Annotated in this window: 19 protein-coding genes and 1 tRNA gene; 17 read left to right on the plus strand and 3 right to left on the minus strand. The window is 63.0% G+C overall.

Annotated elements, in window-relative coordinates; genetic code table 11:
• Positions 1-93: 93 nt before the first annotated feature.
• The 5 genes from RJ527_11595 to RJ527_11615 all read left to right on the plus strand — a co-directional run bounded on the left by RJ527_11595 (position 94) and on the right by RJ527_11615 (position 4,762).
• Complete coding sequence (locus RJ527_11595) at positions 94-1,854, plus strand: acetolactate synthase 3 large subunit (GenBank protein ID WND74684.1); 1,761 nt, start codon at positions 94-96, stop codon at positions 1,852-1,854.
• 109 nt (positions 1,855-1,963) lie between these two features.
• Positions 1,964-2,479 (plus strand): acetolactate synthase small subunit, encoded by a 516-nt coding sequence (gene ilvN / locus RJ527_11600; GenBank protein WND74685.1) that lies wholly within the window; start codon positions 1,964-1,966, stop codon positions 2,477-2,479.
• A 50-nt stretch (positions 2,480-2,529) separates the two neighbouring features.
• Positions 2,530-3,549 carry a ketol-acid reductoisomerase gene (ilvC, locus tag RJ527_11605; protein WND74686.1) on the plus strand — a complete coding sequence of 340 codons (1,020 nt, stop codon included), beginning with the start codon at positions 2,530-2,532 and terminating at the stop codon, positions 3,547-3,549.
• Between the two features lie 147 nt (positions 3,550-3,696).
• Positions 3,697-4,068, plus strand: a complete 372-nt coding sequence (locus RJ527_11610) for a VOC family protein (GenBank protein WND74687.1) — start codon at positions 3,697-3,699, stop codon at positions 4,066-4,068.
• Between the two features lie 10 nt (positions 4,069-4,078).
• Positions 4,079-4,762, plus strand: a complete 684-nt coding sequence (locus tag RJ527_11615; protein ID WND74688.1) for a YafY family protein — start codon at positions 4,079-4,081, stop codon at positions 4,760-4,762.
• A 15-nt stretch (positions 4,763-4,777) separates the two neighbouring features.
• On the opposite strand, the gene RJ527_11620 is transcribed toward RJ527_11615, so the two are convergent.
• Complete coding sequence (locus tag RJ527_11620) at positions 4,778-5,620, minus strand: hypothetical protein (GenBank protein ID WND74689.1); 843 nt, start codon at positions 5,618-5,620, stop codon at positions 4,778-4,780.
• 222 nt (positions 5,621-5,842) lie between these two features.
• On the opposite strand from RJ527_11620, the gene RJ527_11625 reads away from it, so the two are divergent.
• The 5 genes from RJ527_11625 to RJ527_11645 all read left to right on the plus strand — a co-directional run bounded on the left by RJ527_11625 (position 5,843) and on the right by RJ527_11645 (position 9,988).
• Positions 5,843-6,322 carry a hypothetical protein gene (locus RJ527_11625; protein ID WND74690.1) on the plus strand — a complete coding sequence of 160 codons (480 nt, stop codon included), beginning with the start codon at positions 5,843-5,845 and terminating at the stop codon, positions 6,320-6,322.
• A gap of 185 nt (positions 6,323-6,507) precedes the next feature.
• Positions 6,508-6,747, plus strand: coding sequence for a hypothetical protein (locus RJ527_11630; GenBank protein ID WND74691.1), 240 nt, complete (start codon positions 6,508-6,510; stop codon positions 6,745-6,747).
• A gap of 93 nt (positions 6,748-6,840) precedes the next feature.
• On the plus strand, positions 6,841-6,981 hold the full coding sequence (locus RJ527_11635; protein ID WND74692.1) for a hypothetical protein: 141 nt from the start codon (positions 6,841-6,843) through the stop codon (positions 6,979-6,981).
• A 177-nt stretch (positions 6,982-7,158) separates the two neighbouring features.
• Positions 7,159-8,721: a 2-isopropylmalate synthase gene (locus RJ527_11640; protein WND74693.1), complete on the plus strand. Its 1,563-nt coding sequence runs from the start codon at positions 7,159-7,161 to the stop codon at positions 8,719-8,721.
• A gap of 226 nt (positions 8,722-8,947) precedes the next feature.
• Positions 8,948-9,988 (plus strand): rod shape-determining protein, encoded by a 1,041-nt coding sequence (locus RJ527_11645; protein WND74694.1) that lies wholly within the window; start codon positions 8,948-8,950, stop codon positions 9,986-9,988.
• On the opposite strand, the gene RJ527_11650 is transcribed toward RJ527_11645, so the two are convergent.
• Positions 9,989-11,425 carry an MATE family efflux transporter gene (locus tag RJ527_11650; protein WND74695.1) on the minus strand — a complete coding sequence of 479 codons (1,437 nt, stop codon included), beginning with the start codon at positions 11,423-11,425 and terminating at the stop codon, positions 9,989-9,991.
• A 280-nt stretch (positions 11,426-11,705) separates the two neighbouring features.
• On the minus strand, positions 11,706-12,533 hold the full coding sequence (locus RJ527_11655) for a phosphodiesterase (GenBank protein ID WND74696.1): 828 nt from the start codon (positions 12,531-12,533) through the stop codon (positions 11,706-11,708).
• A gap of 292 nt (positions 12,534-12,825) precedes the next feature.
• Here RJ527_11655 and mreC point away from each other — a divergent pair, with 292 nt between their 5' ends.
• The 7 genes from mreC to RJ527_11690 all read left to right on the plus strand — a co-directional run bounded on the left by mreC (position 12,826) and on the right by RJ527_11690 (position 18,819).
• Positions 12,826-13,725 (plus strand): rod shape-determining protein MreC, encoded by a 900-nt coding sequence (gene mreC, locus RJ527_11660; GenBank protein ID WND74697.1) that lies wholly within the window; start codon positions 12,826-12,828, stop codon positions 13,723-13,725.
• Positions 13,722-14,237 carry a rod shape-determining protein MreD gene (mreD, locus tag RJ527_11665; protein ID WND74698.1) on the plus strand — a complete coding sequence of 172 codons (516 nt, stop codon included), beginning with the start codon at positions 13,722-13,724 and terminating at the stop codon, positions 14,235-14,237. Before mreC ends, mreD begins: the two co-directional genes overlap by 4 nt.
• A 4-nt stretch (positions 14,238-14,241) precedes the next feature.
• Positions 14,242-16,173, plus strand: a complete 1,932-nt coding sequence (gene mrdA, locus RJ527_11670) for a penicillin-binding protein 2 (GenBank protein WND74699.1) — start codon at positions 14,242-14,244, stop codon at positions 16,171-16,173.
• An 11-nt stretch (positions 16,174-16,184) separates the two neighbouring features.
• Positions 16,185-17,339, plus strand: coding sequence for a rod shape-determining protein RodA (gene rodA / locus RJ527_11675; protein ID WND74700.1), 1,155 nt, complete (start codon positions 16,185-16,187; stop codon positions 17,337-17,339).
• Positions 17,340-17,451: 112 nt separating this feature from the next.
• Positions 17,452-17,527 (plus strand) — tRNA-Lys (locus tag RJ527_11680).
• 551 nt (positions 17,528-18,078) lie between these two features.
• Entirely contained in the window at positions 18,079-18,264 is a 186-nt protein-coding gene (locus tag RJ527_11685; protein WND74701.1) for a hypothetical protein, read from the plus strand.
• A 12-nt stretch (positions 18,265-18,276) separates the two neighbouring features.
• A complete protein-coding gene (locus RJ527_11690) occupies positions 18,277-18,819 on the plus strand; it encodes a cytochrome C oxidase subunit II (GenBank protein WND74702.1) in 543 nt (180 codons plus the stop codon).
• The last annotated feature ends 6 nt before the right edge of the window (positions 18,820-18,825 follow it).

Here is an 18,825-nt window from a genome sequence, read left to right on the forward strand (position 1 = left end):
GGCAAGCCCAAGTGGGCGCCGCGCGGTCAGCGCGAAAGCCAAGCGGACGGATGTCCGCGCCGGCGACTGAGGAAAAAGTACGAGGACTGAACGATGGCCAGGAAGAAGATGCAGGGCGCCGAGATCGTGATCGAGGCCCTGAAAGAGCAAGGCGTCACCGAAATCTTCGGATATCCGGGCGGTGCCGTATTGCCGCTCTACGACGCCATTTTCAAGCAGAACCAGATCCGCCATATCCTGGTCCGTCAGGAAGGCGGGGCCGTGCACGCGGCCGAAGGCTATGCGCGTTCGACCGGCAAGGTCGGCGTCGTCCTGGTGACGTCCGGGCCGGGCGCGACCAACGCGGTGACCGGCCTGACCGACGCGTTGATGGATTCCATCCCCATCGTCTGTCTGACCGGGCAGGTGCCGACGCATCTGATCGGCAACGACGCCTTTCAGGAATGCGACACCACGGGGATCACGCGCCCCTGCACCAAGCACAACTACCTGGTGAAGGACGTCAACGACCTGGCCGCCGTGGTCCATGAAGCGTTCCACGTGGCGCGGTCCGGCCGCCCGGGCCCGGTCGTCATCGACCTGCCCAAGGACGTGATCATGGCCATGGGCGCGTACCAGGAGGCGGGCACGGCGCCGGCCGAAAAATACAGCCCCCGCGTCAAGGGCGACCAGAGCGCCATCGCCGAGGCCGTGCGCCTGCTGGCGGGCGCCAAGAAGCCGATCATCTATGCCGGCGGCGGCGTCATCAATTCCGGGCCCAAGGCGTCCAAGCTGCTGAACGACCTGGTCAAGCTGTCGGGCGCGCCCTGCACGCTGACGCTGATGGGCCTGGGGGCCTATCCGGCCTCCGACAAACAGTTCGTCGGCATGCTCGGCATGCACGGCACCTACGAGGCCAATCTGGCCATGCACGGCTGCGACGTCATGATCTGCGTCGGCGCGCGGTTTGACGACCGCATCACCGGCCGGCTCGACGCCTTCTCGCCGGGGTCCAAGAAGGTCCATATCGACATCGACCCGTCGTCGATCAACAAGAACGTGCCCGTGGACGTGCCCATCGTCGGCGACGTGGGCAGCGTGCTCGCCGACATGATCAAGAAGTGGAAGGCCTTGAAGCCCAAGCAGGATCAGGCGGCCTTGAAGAAGTGGTGGGGCCAGATCGACCAATGGCGCGCGAAGAAGTGCCTGGCGTTCCAGCAGAAGGGCGACACCATCAAGCCGCAGCACGCCATCCGGCGGCTGTTCGAGCTGACCCAGGGGCGCGAGACCTTCATCACCACCGAGGTCGGCCAGCACCAGATGTGGGCGGCCCAGTACTACAACTTCGACAAGCCGAACCATTGGATGACCTCGGGCGGTCTCGGCACCATGGGCTACGGCCTGCCGGCCGCCATGGGCGTGCAGATCGCCCACCCCAAGGCCCTGGTTGTCGATATCGCGGGCGAAGCCTCGACCCTGATGAACATTCAGGAAATGTCGACCATCGTGCAGTATCGCCTGCCGGTGAAGGTGTTCATCCTGAACAACGAATACATGGGCATGGTGCGCCAGTGGCAGGAACTGCTGCACGGCGGGCGCTATTCCGAAAGCTACATGGAAAGCCTGCCCGACTTCGTGAAGCTGGCGGAAAGTTTCCACGCCGTCGGCCTGCGCGCGACCAAGGCGAGCCAGCTGGACGACGTGATCAAGGAAATGATCGAGATCGACCGGCCCGTGATCGCCGATATCGCCATCGACAAGCTGGAAAACTGCTTCCCCATGATCCCCTCGGGCGCGGCCCATAACGAGATGCTTCTGGGCCCGAACGACAAGGCCGAGAAGCCGATTTCCGAACAGGGCATGGTGCTGGTCTGATTTATCCCGCCGCGCCCGGATGACAGCGTGAGTTGACAACCGGGACAACGCGGCTAAAACAAGGGCCGCCGCCGTTTCCGCGGCGGCGATTTCTGGGAGTTCCCAAGACGTGAGCGAGCCTTCCAAGGAAGTGAACCGGCATACCATCGCCGTCCTGGTCGATAACGAACCGGGCGTGCTGGCCCGTGTCATCGGCCTGTTTTCCGGACGCGGCTATAATATCGAAAGCCTGACCGTGGCCGAGACCGACCACGTCAAGGGGCAGTCGCGGATTACCGTCGTGACTTCGGGCACGCCCATGATCATCGAACAGATCAAGGCGCAGCTGGGCCGTCTGGTGCCGGTGCACAAGGTCGCGGACCTGACCCTGGAAGGGGCCCATGTGGAACGCGAACTGGCCCTGGTCAAGGTTGTCGGCAAGGGCGAGAAGCGGGTCGAGTCCCTGCGCATCGCCGATATCTTCCGGGCCCGCGCCGTCGACAGCTCCAACAATTCCTTCGTGTTCGAAATCGTCGGCGCCGCCTCCAAGATCGACGCCTTCATCGAGCTGATGCAGCCGCTGGGCCTTGCCGAGGTCTCGCGCACGGGTGCGGCCGCCATCTCGCGCGGCAACAAGCCCATCTGAAACACACCACCTGAAAACACTTAAGAACGACTGATCGGAGAATTTTAGAAATGCGTGTCTATTACGATCGCGACGCCGACGTGAACCTGGTGAAATCCAAGAAGGTGGCCATCGTCGGCTACGGCAGCCAGGGCCACGCCCATGCGCTGAACCTTCGGGACTCGGGCGTCAAGGAAGTCGCCGTGGCCCTGCGTCCCGGCTCGGCCAGCGCCAAGACGGCGGAAGGCGACGGCTTCAAGGTCATGACCGCCGCCGACGCGGCCAAGTGGGCGGATCTCATCATGATCCTGTCCCCGGACGAAGGTCAGGCCGACCTCTACAACGACCACCTGAAGGACAACATGCGCGAAGGCACCGCGCTGGCCTTCGCGCATGGCCTGAACGTGCACTTCGGCTTGATCGAGCCGCGCGCCGACATGGACGTGTTCATGATCGCGCCGAAGGGCCCGGGCCATACCGTGCGCTCCGAATACCTGCGTGGTGCCGGCGTGCCGTCGCTCGTCGCCGTTCACCAGAACGCGTCCGGCAACGCGCTGGAAGTCGCTCTGTCCTATGCTTCCGGCCTGGGTGCGGGGCGTTCGGGCATCATCGAAACCACCTTCCGCGAGGAATGCGAAACCGATCTGTTCGGCGAACAGGCCGTGCTCTGCGGCGGTCTGACCTCGCTGATCCGCGCCGGTTACGAAACCCTGGTCGAAGCGGGCTACGCCCCGGAAATGGCCTATTTCGAGTGCTGCCACGAAGTGAAGCTGATCGTCGACCTGATCTACGAAGGCGGCCTGGCCGACATGCGCTATTCCGTCTCCAACACGGCCGAATGGGGCGACTACGTCTCCGGCCCGCGGGTCATCGACGCCGGTGTCAAGGCGCGCATGAAGGACGTGCTGACCGACATCCAGACCGGCAAGTTCGTGAAGGATTGGATGCTCGAGTGCAAGGCCGGCCAGCCGCAGTTCAAGGCCGAACGCCGCCTGTGGGCCGAACATCCGATCGAGGAAGTGGGCGCCAAGCTGCGCGGCCTGATGCCCTGGCTGTCCGAGAACAAGCTGGTCGCCACGACCAAGAAGTAATCCGGTCCTGCTGCGGATCGAATGGAAAGGGCGCTCCGATAGGAGCGCCCTTTTTCGTTGCCGGGGGCGGCCCACTCCTGACAAAACGGTGTCAGGAGCCCTGTGCGATGGTCGGGCATTCGCAAATCGAACAAGGAGTTCATCGCAATGTCCCACACCCCGCAAAACATGGTCGTCTGGGCCGAAATTCCGGTCACCGACATGGCGCGCTCGATCGCCTTCTACAGCGCCATCCTGGAAACGGAGCTGACCCTCGATGACGGCGGCCCCAACCCCATGGCGGTCCTGCCGACCGCCGACAAGATGGGCGTTGCGGGCCATCTCTATCCAGGGAAGCCCGCGCCCGAAGGCACCGGCTCGACCATCCATCTCGCCTGTCCAGGCGCCCTGGCCGCCGCGCGGACCCGCGTCGAGAAGGCCGGCGGCAAGGTGGTTTCCGGCGTCCTGGAGATTCCCGACGGGATGTTCTTCTACTGTCAGGATCCCGACGGCAATTCCATCGGCCTGTTCACCAGATAGGAAGCATGACATGAGACGCGCCGACCGCTTGTTTCAGATCGTCCAGTATCTGCGCGGCGGTCGGCTCGTCACGGCCGCGTCCCTGGCCGGCCGGCTGGAGGTGTCGGAGCGCACCATCTACCGCGACATCGCGGATCTCCAGTCGACGGGTGTCCCCATCGACGGGGCGGCGGGCGTCGGCTATCTGATGCGCGAAGGCTTCGACATCCCGCCGCTCATGTTTTCCCGCGACGAAATCGTCGCCCTGGTCGCGGGGGCGCGTCTGATCCGCGCCTGGGGCGGGGCGGCGATGGCCCGCGCCGCCGAGGAGGCGCTTCTCAAGATCGACGCGGTGCTGCCTGACGCCGAACGCACCCGCGCCCGGGGCGTGCAGATTCATGCCATCGCCGAGGAAATGACGCCCGAGGTGCAGGATCGGCTGGATGCCGTCGATCGTGCCGTCGAGGCGCGGCGGCGGCTGACCCTCAGCTACCGCGATGCCGAGGGCGCCGCCACGGCCCGCGTCGTGCGGCCTCTGGGCCTGTGGTTCTGGGGCAAGGTCTGGACCCTGGTCGCCTGGTGCGAGCTGCGCAACGATTTCCGCGTGTTCCGCCTGGACCGGATCGAGGGCATGGAGGATGCCGGGTCGGCTTTCCGACCCGAGACGGGAAAGACCCTGACCGACTTCTATCGCACCATGGAAACCTGTCCCTGAGGACAGCCCGGCGGATCAGTCCGCCAACGCCGTCTCCAGCGCCGCGCCGACCACCACCATATGCGGGATCACGTAGGCGAAGGTGTCCATGACCGCGAGCAGCGGCCGGGGATCGTCCACCGGCGGCGGTCCCGGGTTGCGCGCCCGGGCCTTGGCCAGCAACTGGCCGATCAGGGGTTTGCAGGCATCCGCGAAGGCATGGGTCGCGGCGTCGATCTCGGTCAGGGACGCGTCGAGCCTTCCCGCCACCCGATGCATGAAATCGGGCCAATGGGCGAAATGCAGGTACATGGTCGGCGTCACGTCCACGGGCGCGCCCGCGATCTCGGCCTTGGGGATGGTGCGGCAGATGCCCGCGATGGCGGCCTGCAGGCCCGCGTCCAGGCCCGCCAGCTTCAGGGGCCGGGGCAGGTCCGGCGGCGGGGCGGGGGGCATCGACGGCGCTTCGGAAAAGGGCCGGGCCGGCGGCGGCAGGTCGTCGCCCGCGATCAGTGCCCGTGCCGCCCCCACGGCGATCAGATTGACCGGGTTCATGCGGTTGTAGCTGGTCAGCATGTGGCCAACGGTCGCCCGCGCGGCGGCGTCCAGGCCCGCCCGGGCCAATTCTTCCGCCGTGAAGGCGGGCAGGGGCACGGCGCCCTGGTCGGCGACGATCCGCCACACGGCCGCACCCGGCCATCCGGCCTCCACGTCGGCGCCGACGGCGGCCCAGATCCAGTCCAGCAGGCCCGGATATGTCGCCATATGGCGGAAGATCAGGGCCGGGGAGCCGGACCCCGCGGCGGTCATCAGGTTGCGGTAGACGCGCAGCGTGGCGGGATCGGCGGCGGCGAGGTGGACTTCGGGAAAGATCGGCATTTTCAATGGAGCGCATTAATTTAGAACTGGCGCAAGATAAATCCTCAGATAATAGGTAAAAATTCATAATACTTTATAGGAACTATGTTCCTATAAAGTATTATGATTTGATTGTCAATTTAAAATTTTGTTTAAAAACAATAAGTTAAAATTAACATACGTATCGTTTTTTGGCTCATGACAAAATTTGAATTTTCCGCAACAGTCTGCTAGGGTCGCATCATGGCTCAGACCGTTGACCTTCCACGCTACCAAGCCGATGAATTTACTCGGCAAATGTCCGACCTACTGAAGAAGCGGCATCAGATTGAGGCGGAGATTGAGTCTGCATCGGCTAAACGGGGCTCGGTTCCTGCTCCGCTTAAGAGAAGAATAGATTTTTTATGGGAAAAGAAATCTGAATTAGATAGAAGAATACAAGCAGTTCATTCAGTTGCGAGCTTATTTTCAAAAGAAAACACGCTGCTTAATGATGAAAAAATTAACCTTAAGAATGAGAATTTTCATAAGGGATTCTATAAAATACAAACTAAATTATATAAATCACGCCCAAATGGCTTGACTGGGCGATATTTAGTCAAGGAAATTATGAATTGTTGTTATGGAATTACCCAAAATACCGCGCGTGCATATTTGAGTAGGTATAAAAAGTTAGGGAAAATCGTGTTGAGTGAAGACGGAAATTGGAAATTGAAGGAGTGAGTTGCCTTTGACGTGAGAACGAAAAAAAGGCCCAGCACCGATTTTGCCGACCAGCGCTGAGCCTCTTTCGTATGAAACTGCGGACTCTCGAAAGTCCACGACAAACTTATATGCTGCCGCTCGATTGATGGCAACTTTAGCCGTGGTGTTTGGGAGCCCGTCTTTGAACCCAGTTGAGGTTGAAGATGAGCTCAGAGAAGAAATTGGATGGCCAACCGGCCTCTAATATGAATGGCCTGGATGAATATCGGCCGCCAACAGCCGGCACAGCAATGCTGCCTTTGGAAATCAGCAAAATAAAAAAGATGATTTTGAGCGGTTTGAGTGACATTGAAATCGCGAAAGAACTGGAAAAATCCAAAGAACAAGTGAAGGAGGTTCGAAGCGGGCGATGCTTTGCGTGGGTATCACCAAGAATATCTTGAACCGCTTGACATCTGAGGCCGAACCGACATTTATTCATCGTTAAGCCTGTCCTCGTATTCTTTTAGGAACCGACAGGCGGCTGGAACAGACCGATGCAGACGCAGGACATGACCATCGAACAGCGGATTACCGGGGGCAGCGATGCCGGCCCGGCGACGCTGCCTGCGCGCATTCTTCTTCCGCTACAGCTGCTCACCATCGACCTTCTGGGGCTTCGACTTATTCGCCCCTGAGCGGCGCAGCGGATACCAGGGACCATTCCGGCTTTTTGAACCAAAAAACCGAGTCCATCCCGACCAAGGGACCGCGAACGCTCAGGGGATTGACGAGCAAGCGACCCTGTCAGGCGGGCCGGACCCCAAATTTCCCATCCGAGGGCGGCCCAAAGAGATTTCGGAAGGACCAGACCAATGACCATCGTTACCGAACGCGACCCCAACCAGGTCATCATCTTCGACACCACCTTGCGCGACGGCGAGCAGTCGCCGGGGGCGTCCATGAACCTGGAAGAGAAACTCCGCATCGCCAAGGTGCTGGAGGACATGGGCGTCGACGTCATCGAGGCCGGTTTCCCCATCGCGTCGGACGGCGATTTCGAGGCCGTCTCGGAAATCGCCAAGACGATCCGCAATTCGACCATCGCCGGGCTGGCCCGCGCCACCCGGGGCGATATCGAGCGCGCCGGTGCCGCCGTGAAGCACGCCGAGCGCGGACGCATCCACACCTTCATCGCCACCAGCCCCCTGCACATGCAGTACAAATTGCAGATGGAGCCGGACCAGGTCCTGGCGCGCATCACCGAAAGCGTGACCACGGCCCGCAACCTGATCGACGACGTCGAATGGTCGGCCGAGGACGGATCGCGCTCGGAATTCGAATTCCTGTGCCGCTGCGTCGAGGCGGCGATCAAGGCCGGGGCGTCGACCATCAACATCCCGGATACGGTCGGTTATGCGGTGCCCGAGGAATACGCGGCCCTGATCAGGAACCTGATCGAGAACGTGCCGAATTCGGATCAGGCCGTGTTCTCGGTCCATTGCCACAACGACCTGGGCTTGGCCGTGGCCAATTCCCTGGCCGCCGTGGTCGCGGGGGCGCGTCAGGTCGAATGCACCATCAACGGCCTGGGCGAGCGGGCGGGCAACTGCTCCATGGAAGAAGTCGTCATGGCGCTGAAAACCCGCCAGGACGCCATGCCGTTCACCACCAACATCGACGCCACGCATATTACCCGCGCGTCGCGCATGGTGTCGTCGGTCACCGGCTTCCCGGTGCAGCCCAACAAGGCCATCGTCGGCGCCAACGCCTTCGCCCATGAATCGGGCATCCACCAGGACGGCATGCTGAAGAACGCCCAGACCTATGAGATCATGACGCCGGAAAGCGTCGGCCTGACCAAGTCCAAGATCGTGCTGGGCAAGCATTCCGGGCGCAACGCCTTCAAGACCAAGCTGGAGGAAATGGGCTACAAGCTGGGCGACAACGCGCTCAACGAGGCCTTCAAGCGTTTCAAGGATCTGGCCGATCTGAAAAAGGACGTGTTCGACGAGGACCTGGTGGCCCTGGTCGACGAGGAAACCCGGGTCAACGACCGCATCAAGCTGATCAGCCTGGAAATCCAGTGCGGCACCGTGCACCGCCCGCCCAAGGCGGCCATGGAGCTGGAAATCGACGGCAAGGCGCAGTCCTGCGAGGGCACCGGCGACGGGCCCGTGGACGCCGCCTTCAACTGCATCAAGACCCTGTTTCCCCATGCTGCGCGCCTGCAATTGTATCAGGTCCATGCGGTGACCCAGGGCACGGACGCCCAGGCGGAAGTGACCGTGCGGCTCGACGACGACGGCGAGCGCACGGCCCAGGGGGCGGCCGCCGACACCGACACCATGGTCGCGTCGGTCAAGGCATATGTGAACGCGCTCAACAAGTTGTTGACCAAAAGGGAGAAAAAGGCGCCCGAGGCGATGTCCGCCTAGGTCGGGGCCGCCTTCGTAATACCCAAGATTGGCCCTTTAAACGGCCGAATCTTTCCGTTAAAAGACCCAATATGGTGCAGGGGACGTTGTCCCCTGCACCCATATATCGTGGCCCGGGACCCCAATCCGGGCCGGTACCGAGGGATACATTCATCGGACCCCCGCCCCGCCGTTTCAGGGGTTCGCCCCGGGGTTCCCATGACACAGAGACAAGGCTGAACGCTTCATGTTCTCGCGACTTTTCGGGTTTCTTTCCGCGGACATGGCCATCGATCTGGGCACGGCCAACACGCTGGTTTATGTCAAAGGCAAGGGCATCGTCCTGAACGAGCCCTCGGTGGTCGCCATCGCCGAGGTCAAGGGCAAGAAACACGTGCTTGCCGTCGGCGAGGAGGCCAAGCAGATGCTCGGCCGAACGCCCGGCAACATCCGCGCCATCCGTCCGCTTCGCGACGGCGTCATCGCCGACTTCGAAGTGGCGGAGGAGATGATCAAATACTTCATCCGCAAGGTTCACAACCGGCGCTCCTTCGCGAGCCCGCTGGTCATCGTCTGCGTGCCCTCCGGCTCCACCGCCGTCGAGCGCCGCGCGATCCAGGAATCGGCGGAAAGCGCGGGGGCCCGCAAGGTGTTCCTGATCGAGGAACCGATGGCCGCCGCGATCGGCGCCGGCCTGCCGGTGACCGAGCCCACGGGCTCCATGGTCGTCGACATCGGCGGCGGCACGACGGAAGTCGCCGTGCTGTCGCTCGGCGGCATCGTCTATGCGCGGTCCGTCCGCGTCGGCGGCGACAAGATGGACGAGGCGATCATCGCCTATATCCGCCGCAACCATAACCTGCTGGTCGGCGAAGGCTCCGCCGCCCGCATCAAGGAAGACATCGGTTCCGCCTGCGCGCCGGAAGACGGCGAAGGCCAGACCATGGAAATCAAGGGCCGCGACCTGATGAACGGGGTGCCCAAGGAACTGGTCATCTCGCAGCGGGAAATCGCCGAAAGCCTGGCCGAGCCGGTCGGCGCCATCATTGAGGCCGTGAAGGTCGCGCTCGAGCACACGGCCCCCGAACTGGCCGCCGACATCGTCGACAAGGGCATCGTCCTGACCGGCGGCGGCGCGCTCCTCGGCAATCTCGATCTGGTCCTGCGCCACGACACGGGCCTGCCCGTGTCCATCGCCGACGATCCCTTGTCCTGCGTCGTGCTCGGCACGGGCCGCGCACTCGAGGAAATGAAGCGCCTCAAGGACGTCCTGACCACCATGTATTGATCATAAGATGGGGGCGGGTGACGCCTCTTCCCTGATGATCTCCGGCAGATAGGCCTGGTTCTGGCGGTTTTTGAACCGCCGGGTCAGCAACACCGCCGCCGCCGTCAGGCCGATCACGAAGCCGATCCAGATTCCCCGTGTCTCGAACCCCGCCCCGAAGGCGAGCCAGACCGCCGACCCGGCGCCCAATCCCCAATAGCTGACCCCGGCGATGACCATGGGAAAAGCCGTGTCGTTGAGGCCGCGCAACGCCCCCGCCGCCACCGCTTGCAGGGCGTCGACGATCTGGAACATGGCGGCCAGCATCAACAGGGCGGCGGCAAGGCTCAGGACCTCGGCCGCGTCGGCGCGGGCCGTGTCCAGGAACAGGCCGGCGAAGGGTTCGGGAACGGTCACGATCACGCCCGTCATCACCATGGCGAACAGCATGGCCACGGCCATGGCCGACCATCCGGCGCGGTAGGCGCCGGCCACGTCCCGCCGCCCGGCGGCATGGCCGACGCGCACGGTCGCGGCCTGGCTCAACCCCATGGGCACCATGAAGGTGATGTGCGGCATCTGCATGGCGATCATATGGGCGGCGATGGCGACGGCGCCGAACTGTCCGATCACGAACACGGCGCCGATGAAGAACCCGGCCTCCATCACCGAAATCGCGGCGATCGGGGCGCCGATGCGGAAGATCTGGCGGAAGATGCGCCAGTCCGGGCGCCAGAAGCGGACGAACAACTGATACTTATTGAACGGCCGCCGCCACTGGATGACCGCGGCCAGGGCGAGCACCATCAGAATGTTGACCGCCGTCGTGGCGATCCCGGCCCCCACCAGTTCCAGGCGCGGCAGGCCGAAATTTCCGAAGATCAGGCCGTAATCCAATAGCGCGTTGAGCGGCACCCCGGCCAGCATGACCCAAAGCGCCGCCATGGGCCGGCCCAGGGCGGCGACGAAGTTGCGCAGCACGGTAAAGACGATGCCGGCGGGCAGGCACCACATCAGGGTGCTCATATAGGCCTCGGCATGGGGCAGGGCTTCCGGCGGCTGCCCCGTCCAGGCGAGCAAGGCCCCCGTATGGGAAAAGGCCGCGACGCAGGGTGTCACCAACAGGATGGCGACCCACAGGCCCTGGCGGATGACGCGGCGGACGATGCGCGGCTGCCGGGCGCCGAAGGCCTGCGCGGCCAGCCCCGCCGTGGACATCGTCACGCCGACGCAGACGATATAGCCGATGAAAAAGACCATCATGCTCAACGATGCGCCGGCCAGGGGTTCCGGCCCCAGGCGGCCGATCATGGCCGTGTCCGTGGTCAGCATGGCGACCCAGGCGATCTGGGTCGCGACGATGGGTGCTGCCAGGCGGAACAACTGCACCAGCTCCGTGCGCCAGGCGGCGGACAATCGGGGGGGCTTCGCGGATGTGTCGGGGGCGAGGGCGGTCATGGGTGAAATCCGTCGTTGGCTTTCGAATGCGGGGGGTGTCGAAATCGGGGAACTGGGGACAAAAAAAGCGGACCCGAAGGTCCGCCCGAAACGTGGCCATTTCATGAAGGGGCCGCGCTAGGGCGTGTTGCTCCGGGCAAGGAAGGCCGACAGGGCCGGGGCGGGCGCATAGACGCCGCCGGAGATGCCGGTCACAATGACGGAGATATGGGGAATGTGCTGGTCCATAGCCCGGCTTATAGCCACCTCGGCCCGCAAAGAAAAGTCGAAAGACGCCCGATTATGCACCCGACGGGCGTATGGCCCAGTCCGTATACGGGCTGGAATGCATTTTGAATTTCTCGTTCGGGTCCATGAAATCGTGGGTATGAACGACCACCCGGTCGTCCTCGATCAGCACCACGCAATAGGCCGGCGGCTCGAAACTCGCCGTCATTTCCACGTTCACCATGTCGAGCCAGACCTGCTGGTTGAGGCCGCGCAGGGTGGAATAGGGAATGCCCCGCCAACTGCCGGAAATCGGCCGGTGGACATGGCCGAAGAACAGATGGCGGATGCGTGCCTTGTGCGGCTCGATCACGGCTTGAAAAGCATCCTTCTGCTGTAGGCCGATGCGGTCCATGGCCGGAATGCCGACGTCGAAGGGCGGATGATGCATGAACAGGAACAGGTCGTGGCCTTCCGACGCGGCCAGGATGTCTGCCAGCCAGGCTTGGCGGTCGGCGCAGAAATGCCCGGCCGAGGTGCCCTCCAGGACCGTGTCCAGGAAGATGAAGCGGCCCACGGGCGTGTCCAGGGCCGACTGGATAAAGCCATTTTTATCAACGGGCTGGTCCGGGAAATGGGCGCGCAGAACGTCGCGGGCGTCGTGGTTTCCGGCCAGCACGTGAACCGGCATGGCGAGCGGCGCCAGGCCGTCGACAAGGTTCCGGAACGCCGCCGGCTCGCCCCAATGGGTCAGGTCACCGGTCACCACAGCCATCGCCGCGTCCCCGTGATGGGCGTTGATGTCGGCCACGGCGGCGTCCAGGGCCGGGCGCGGATCGCGACCATAGAGGGTCCTGCCCGGGGGCACGAAATGGGGGTCGGTCAGATGGATGAATTTCATGGCGGCGTGGTCCCGGTTTTCGGCGATGGCGGCAGAAGAATAGCCGGATGCAGCCCCGCCCCGCCAGCCGCCAGGGTGGAAAGTCGGGTTTTATTCGATTTCACCTTAAATTTCCCGCTTAGACGGTTGTTTTTTTTGGTAAACGGCGCTACGCGTCATTAACCGTCGATTAACGCGAATCGGCGACAAGGACAAAGATTAATGGGAGGTCGGGAGTTGCGGCCCTGCGGCTGGTTTTGGGGACCGGACGGGGGGCCGCGGGTAGTGTAATGGGCAGGAAGGACGTCCTGGGGTGAAGGAACCGCATTCATTTTCGCGGGTCGCGCAGCCGATTCGCAATTTCGCCCAGCGCTTCGCCTATGTGGGGCTGGTCGTGGCGGCGTTCGCCCTGATGATGCTTGCCAAGGTCGATACCATCCTGGTCGAACGCGCGCGCACCCACATGACCGACGCCGTCGCTCCCATCCTGGATGTGCTGTCGCGGCCCCTCGACACGGTGAACCGCGGCGTCGCCGAGGTTCAGGCCATGAAGAACCTGTATGAGGAGAACACGCGCCTGCGCGAGGAGCGCACGCGGCTCATGCATTGGAAATCCGTCGCCGAGAAACTGGAGGCGGAGAACCGCGTTCTCAAGGAACAGCTCAACGTCATTCCCGAGCGCGAGGCGAGCTTCGTCACCGCGCGGGTCATCGCCGACACGGGTGGCGCCTTTTCGCAAAGCGTGATCGTCAACGCCGGGGCCCGCGACGGGGTCGAGAAGGGGCAGGCGGCGGTCACCGCCGACGGCCTGGTCGGTCGGGTCATCGATGTCGGCAGCCGGTCCGCCCGGGTCCTGTTGCTGACCGACATCAACGCCAAGATTCCCGTTCTCGTCGATCCGACCCGCACGCGGGCGATCATGGCCGGCGCCAATTTGGCGAAGCCGCGCCTGACCTGGCTGCCGCCGGGGGCGGTGGTGTCCGTGGGCGACAGCGTCGTGACCTCGGGCCATGCCGGCGTGTTTCCGCCGGGCCTGCGGGTCGGTCAGGTCGCCGCCGTCGGCGAGGGCGGGCTGATCGTTCAGCCCTATGTCGACCTGACGCGCCTGGAATACGTGCGCATCCTCAATTTCGGCTCGGGCGGAATCCTGCAATTGCCGCAGCGCTCCATCGCTGCCGAGGTGCCGGGTAAGGTGCGGGGACACCGCCCATGAGGCCGACCTTCTGGCAACGTCTGGATGCCTTCGCCCGCAACCTGACGCCGGTCGCGCTGACCCTGGTCCTGGTTATTCTCAACGTCGTGCCGACCCACATTCCGGGCATCGCCCGGGTGCTGCCGGTGCTGCCCCTGATTTCCATATTCTACTGGTCGATCCACCGTCCGCACCTGATGCCGGCCCCCGCGGTGTTCCTGATCGGCCTGTTCCAGGACGGCCTGACGGGGGCCCCCATGGGATTGCATGCCCTGATTTTCCTGGCCGTGCAGGGAGTCGTGCTGTTTCAGCACAAGTTCTTCATGGGCAAGTCGTTCTTCGTCCATTGGCTGGGCTTCGGGCTGGTCGGGGCCGGGGCGGCGGCGCTCAGCTGGGCCCTGCTGTCGGCTTTTCACGTCACCCTGTTCGCCGCTGACGCCATCGTTTTCCAATACGTCATGACCGTCGCCGCCTTTCCGCTGTTCGCGTTCATCTTCTCGCGCTGGCAGCAGGCGTTCTTGAAACTGGATTGATCCGATGCATGGAGATCAGGAACGCCAGAAACTTTTCGCCCGCCGCACCGTGATGCTGGTGGGGGGCAAGCTGGCGCTCGTCTCCATGCTGGCGGGCCGCATGTATTACCTGCAGGTGGTCAAGGCCGAGCAGTACAAGATGCTGGCCGACGAGAACCGCATCAGCCTGCGCCTGTTGGCGCCGCCGCGCGGACGCATCGTCGACCGTTTCGGTATTCCACTCGCCGACAACAAGCAGAACTACCGTGTCATGCTGGTGTCCGAGGACACCCGGGGGCTCGGCGTCGACGGGGCGCTCGATCTGTTGCATGACATCGTGCCCATGAGCATCGGCGAACGCCGACGGGTTCTGAAGGAAGTCAGCCGCAACCGATCCTTCGTGCCGGTGACGCTGCGCGAAAACCTGGAATGGGAAGAGGTCGCGCGGATCGAGGTCAATGCCCCCGACCTGCCCGGCGTGATGATCGACGAGGGGCAAAGCCGGTTCTATCCCTATGCTCAGAACCTGGCCCATGTCCTGGGCTATGTGTCGGCGGTGAGCGAGCGGGAAAAGACCGGCGACCGGCTGCTGGAATTGCCCGGATTCCGCACGGGCAAGTCGGGGATCGAGAAAATCCACGACCTCAGCCTGCGCGGGTCCGGCGGTTCGTCCGAGGTCGAGGTCAACGCCTACGGCCGGGTGATCCGCGAGCTCAATCGGCGCGAAGGCCTGCCCGGCGCCGAAATCCGCATGACCATCGACGTCGGCCTGCAACTTGCGGTCGCCAAGCGCCTGTCCAACGAGGTGAGCGCCTCGGCGGTGGTGCTCGACGTGCATTCCGGCGATGTGCTGGCCATGGTTTCCCACCCCAGTTTCGATCCCAACGATTTCAACCGCGGCCTGGGCGTCGAGGAATGGAGCCGGCTGATCAACAACCCGGCCGCCCCTCTGTCCAACAAGGCGATCGCCGGCCGCTATTCGCCGGGATCGTGCTTCAAGATGCTGGTCGCCCTGACGGCGCTTGAGCGTGGCGTGATCTCGCCCACGGGCAAGGTCTATTGCGAAGGGTTCATGGAACTGGGGGACACCAAGTTCCATTGTTGGAAAAAGCACGGCCACGGCCTTGTCGATGTGAGCAGCGCCATCACTCAGTCCTGCGACGTTTATTTCTACGAAGTCGCCCGCCGCGTCGGCATCGACCGCATCGCGGAAATGGCGGAGCGCTTCGGCCTCGGCGATGCGACAGGCCTGGACCTGCCCGGCGAAAAACAGGGCCTGGTGCCGACCAAGGCCTGGAAGCGCGAGGCCCGGGATCAGTCCTGGCACCAGGGCGAAACCCTGTTGGCCGGGATCGGCCAGGGGTATGTCCTGACCACGCCGCTACAGCTTGCGGTGATGACAGCCCGGCTGGTCAACGGCGGCTTCGCCGTGTCGCCGCAGTTGACCAAGTCGGTCAGCACGACCGGCGTGCATGCGGTGCCCGAACATCACGAATTCCCCCAGATCAATGTCAGTCAGCGCAATCTGGCCCTGGTGCGGGACGCCATGACCCAGGTCGTCAACACGCCCCAGGGCACGGCCCACGCCTCGGCGATTCATGATCCGCGCTATATCATGGGCGGCAAGACCGGCACGGTGCAGGTCCGCCGGATTACCAAGGCCGAACGTGAACAGGGCGTGGTGAAGAACAAGGACCTGCCGTGGGAAGAACGCGACCACGCCTTGTTCGTCGGCTTCGCGCCGGCGGACAATCCCCGGTATGCGGTCGCCGTGGTGGTCGAACACGGCGGCGGTGGGTCCAGCGTCGCGGCCCCCATTGCCCGCGATCTTCTGCTGACGGCCCAACGCCGCCAGTCGGCGCGCGACATTCCCATCAGTCAGACCAGCGGCAGCCAGGCGGCGCTTGATCTGCGCGGCACGGAAGACCGTGTCCGTCCCGTGCCGGATCAAGGTTAGGGGAGAGAACGATGGCTGTTCGCGAAGACGCCCTGAACCCCCCCAGCTTTACCCTGCGGCAAAAACTGTGGCAGATGCATTGGCTGTTGATTCTGCTGTTGGCGGCGGCCGCGTCGGTCGGCTTCGCCATGTTGTATTCGGCGGCGGGCGGCAGTTTCGAGCCCTGGGCGTCGCGCCAGATGATGCGCTTTGGCGTCGGCATGGCCGTGCTCATCACCGTCGCCCTGATCGACATCCGGCTGTGGCTGAAATACGCCTATGTGTTCTATCTGGGCACGGTGGCACTTCTCGTCGCCGTGGAATTCATGGGCGAGGTCGGCAAGGGGGCGCAGCGCTGGCTCGACCTCGGCTATTTCGGCCTGCAACCCTCGGAGCTGATGAAAATCGCCCTGGTGCTGGCGCTGGCGCGCTATTTCCACGGCACCTCGATCGAGGACGTGCGGCGCATTCCCCATCTGTTCGTCCCGGTCCTGCTGATCGCGGTGCCGGCGGCCCTGGTCCTGCGCCAGCCCGATTTGGGCACGGCGTTGATGCTGGTCATCACGGGGGCGGTGATCTTTTTCGCCGCCGGGGTGCGGATCTGGAAATTCGTGCTGGTCGGCATCGTTACCGTGGCGGCGGCGCCCATCGCCTGGGGCTTCCTGCGCGATTATCAAAAACAACGGGTGTTGACCTTCCTCAACCCGGAAAACGACCCGCTGGGGTCCGGCTACCACATCATCCAGTCGAAGATCGCCTTCGGGTCCGGGGGGCTGTTCGGCAAGGGCTTCCTGCAAGGCACGCAAAGCCATCTCAACTTCCTGCCGGAAATGCAGACCGACTTCATCTTCACCATGCTGGCCGAGGAATTCGGCATGGCCGGCGGGTTGGCGCTGCTCGGCCTTTATGTGGTGATCCTGATCTACGGGCTGGCCATCAGCGTGCGCTGCCGCACCCAGTTCGGCCGTCTGGTCGGCATCGGCGTGACCGCGACCTTCTTCCTCTACGTGTTCATCAACATGGCCATGGTGATGGGGCTGGTTCCCGTGGTGGGGGTGCCGCTGCCGCTGATCTCCTACGGCGGCACGGCCATGCTGACCTTGCTGTTCGGCTTCGGGCTTCTGATGGGGACCTGGATTCACCGCGACGTCATGGTCGGGCGGCGCGGCATCGGCGACGACGTTTAGGGCTGCGATACCGCGGCTTTCCGGCCTTTCCGACAAATCCGCGCGCGGGGCGTCACTTCGCCTCGACAAAGCCGGCCAAGCTTGCTAAAACCCCGCCCTCCATACGTGGTGCGGGCTGTTAGCTCAGTTGGTAGAGCAGCTGACTCTTAATCAGCGGGTCGTAGGTTCGAATCCTACACAGCCCACCATTCCTCCCCTGGATTTCCGTGGGTTTCAGGCCGCTCCGGCGCTGCCAACTCGAAGCTATGAAAAAGTTGGAAATCCCCCGGATTTTCCGCTGACGCGCTTCTTAGTGCATTGATTCAAAACAGCCTGCCCACTGATTCCGGAACAGCGGGCCACGAAGCCCCCACTGTGTCCGAGGTCATTTTGTGCAAAACGGATGCTGATCAGTGGATGCATCGGAATAGGAACAAGTTCGACGCCTCGGCGAAAAATCTCCGAGGCGTTTTCGTCTCGACGATCCGCAGTCCGAAAACTCAGGGGAAATCCTCGGAAAGAAGGCCCATGTCAGTTCCCGAAATCGTCGAAAATGGTGGGTGAGGGGTAAGGGGCGTCTGCGGCCGCCCGTGCGCGGTCATCTATGTGTGCTGTGCATGAAAAGACAGCAAACATACTTATCGTACTCGCCGCCAAGGTTCGCGACTTAACCCCGGTTAAGGATCGCTCGGCTGTCCCGTGATCTCATGACAAACCCCAACATGCATGTTCGGGGCACGGGACATGAGGAGGTGCGGCCATGGCCGAACCAAAAAATAGCGGACCAGACAACACGGGCAAGGATGATGACGACGGCCCGATTCCAGTGATGCAGAGCATCATGGACAATCCGTTCTTGCTTCTCTTTTTGGGCGTGTCGATTCCGGCCGTCCTTTACACAATCTGGGGGGTCATGGAAATCGCTGCGATCCCTCTCGCCAAGTGACGGGAGGCGGCAATGGCACTCACGCCTCCGGAAAAACGCCTGTGGTGGAACGAGCCGCTGGCAAAAGCCGAAATCGTCTGGATCTCCGTCGCCTTTCTATGGGGTCTGGTGATGTTCTTCACCATGGTGTTCTGGCACATCCAGGGTGAACAGAACCTGTCCAACGAAGCCTACCGGGTCAATCCGGAAGTCTTCGCCCAAAAGGTCGAGACCTTCACGGATCAATACAAGGTCCGCAACGAAGGCGAGACCGGGATTCCCATCGTCCGCCCTCCCGCCGGCAGCGATGTTTATATGTTGGCGCGTTTGTGGGAATGGTGGCCGATCCTGGAGCTCAAGAAGGGCGAGACCTACCGCCTGCATCTGAGTTCCCTTGATTGGCTGCACGGATTTTCCCTGCAACCGACCAACATCAACATTCAGGTCCACCCGAACTACGAGATGGTGATGACCATCACTCCGAACGAGTCGGGAGTGTTCAGCGTCGTCTGCAACGAGTTTTGCGGGATCGGTCATCACCAAATGGTCGGCCGCATATATGTGACCGATAAATAGGGGGCG

It is taken from the genome of Thalassospiraceae bacterium LMO-SO8, from assembly GCA_031655335.1.
Taxonomy (GTDB): Bacteria; Pseudomonadota; Alphaproteobacteria; order Rhodospirillales; family Casp-alpha2; genus UBA1479.

What these genes read in the sequence shown, in the direction of transcription:
- RJ527_11690 (WND74702.1), top strand. Translation starts at nt 18,277, where the DNA reads ATGGCACTCACGCCTCCGGAAAAACGCCTGTGGTGGAACGAGCCGCTG.
- RJ527_11685 (WND74701.1), top strand. Translation starts at nt 18,079, where the DNA reads ATGGCCGAACCAAAAAATAGCGGACCAGACAACACGGGCAAGGATGAT.
- RJ527_11620 (WND74689.1), bottom strand. Translation starts at nt 5,620, where the DNA reads ATGCCGATCTTTCCCGAAGTCCACCTCGCCGCCGCCGATCCCGCCACG.
- ilvC (WND74686.1), top strand. Translation starts at nt 2,530, where the DNA reads ATGCGTGTCTATTACGATCGCGACGCCGACGTGAACCTGGTGAAATCC.
- RJ527_11595 (WND74684.1), top strand. Translation starts at nt 94, where the DNA reads ATGGCCAGGAAGAAGATGCAGGGCGCCGAGATCGTGATCGAGGCCCTG.
- RJ527_11610 (WND74687.1), top strand. Translation starts at nt 3,697, where the DNA reads ATGTCCCACACCCCGCAAAACATGGTCGTCTGGGCCGAAATTCCGGTC.
- rodA (WND74700.1), top strand. Translation starts at nt 16,185, where the DNA reads ATGGCTGTTCGCGAAGACGCCCTGAACCCCCCCAGCTTTACCCTGCGG.
- RJ527_11650 (WND74695.1), bottom strand. Translation starts at nt 11,425, where the DNA reads ATGACCGCCCTCGCCCCCGACACATCCGCGAAGCCCCCCCGATTGTCC.
- RJ527_11655 (WND74696.1), bottom strand. Translation starts at nt 12,533, where the DNA reads ATGAAATTCATCCATCTGACCGACCCCCATTTCGTGCCCCCGGGCAGG.
- RJ527_11645 (WND74694.1), top strand. Translation starts at nt 8,948, where the DNA reads ATGTTCTCGCGACTTTTCGGGTTTCTTTCCGCGGACATGGCCATCGAT.
- mrdA (WND74699.1), top strand. Translation starts at nt 14,242, where the DNA reads ATGCATGGAGATCAGGAACGCCAGAAACTTTTCGCCCGCCGCACCGTG.
- RJ527_11625 (WND74690.1), top strand. Translation starts at nt 5,843, where the DNA reads ATGGCTCAGACCGTTGACCTTCCACGCTACCAAGCCGATGAATTTACT.
- mreD (WND74698.1), top strand. Translation starts at nt 13,722, where the DNA reads ATGAGGCCGACCTTCTGGCAACGTCTGGATGCCTTCGCCCGCAACCTG.
- RJ527_11615 (WND74688.1), top strand. Translation starts at nt 4,079, where the DNA reads ATGAGACGCGCCGACCGCTTGTTTCAGATCGTCCAGTATCTGCGCGGC.
- RJ527_11640 (WND74693.1), top strand. Translation starts at nt 7,159, where the DNA reads ATGACCATCGTTACCGAACGCGACCCCAACCAGGTCATCATCTTCGAC.
- RJ527_11630 (WND74691.1), top strand. Translation starts at nt 6,508, where the DNA reads ATGAGCTCAGAGAAGAAATTGGATGGCCAACCGGCCTCTAATATGAAT.
- RJ527_11635 (WND74692.1), top strand. Translation starts at nt 6,841, where the DNA reads ATGCAGACGCAGGACATGACCATCGAACAGCGGATTACCGGGGGCAGC.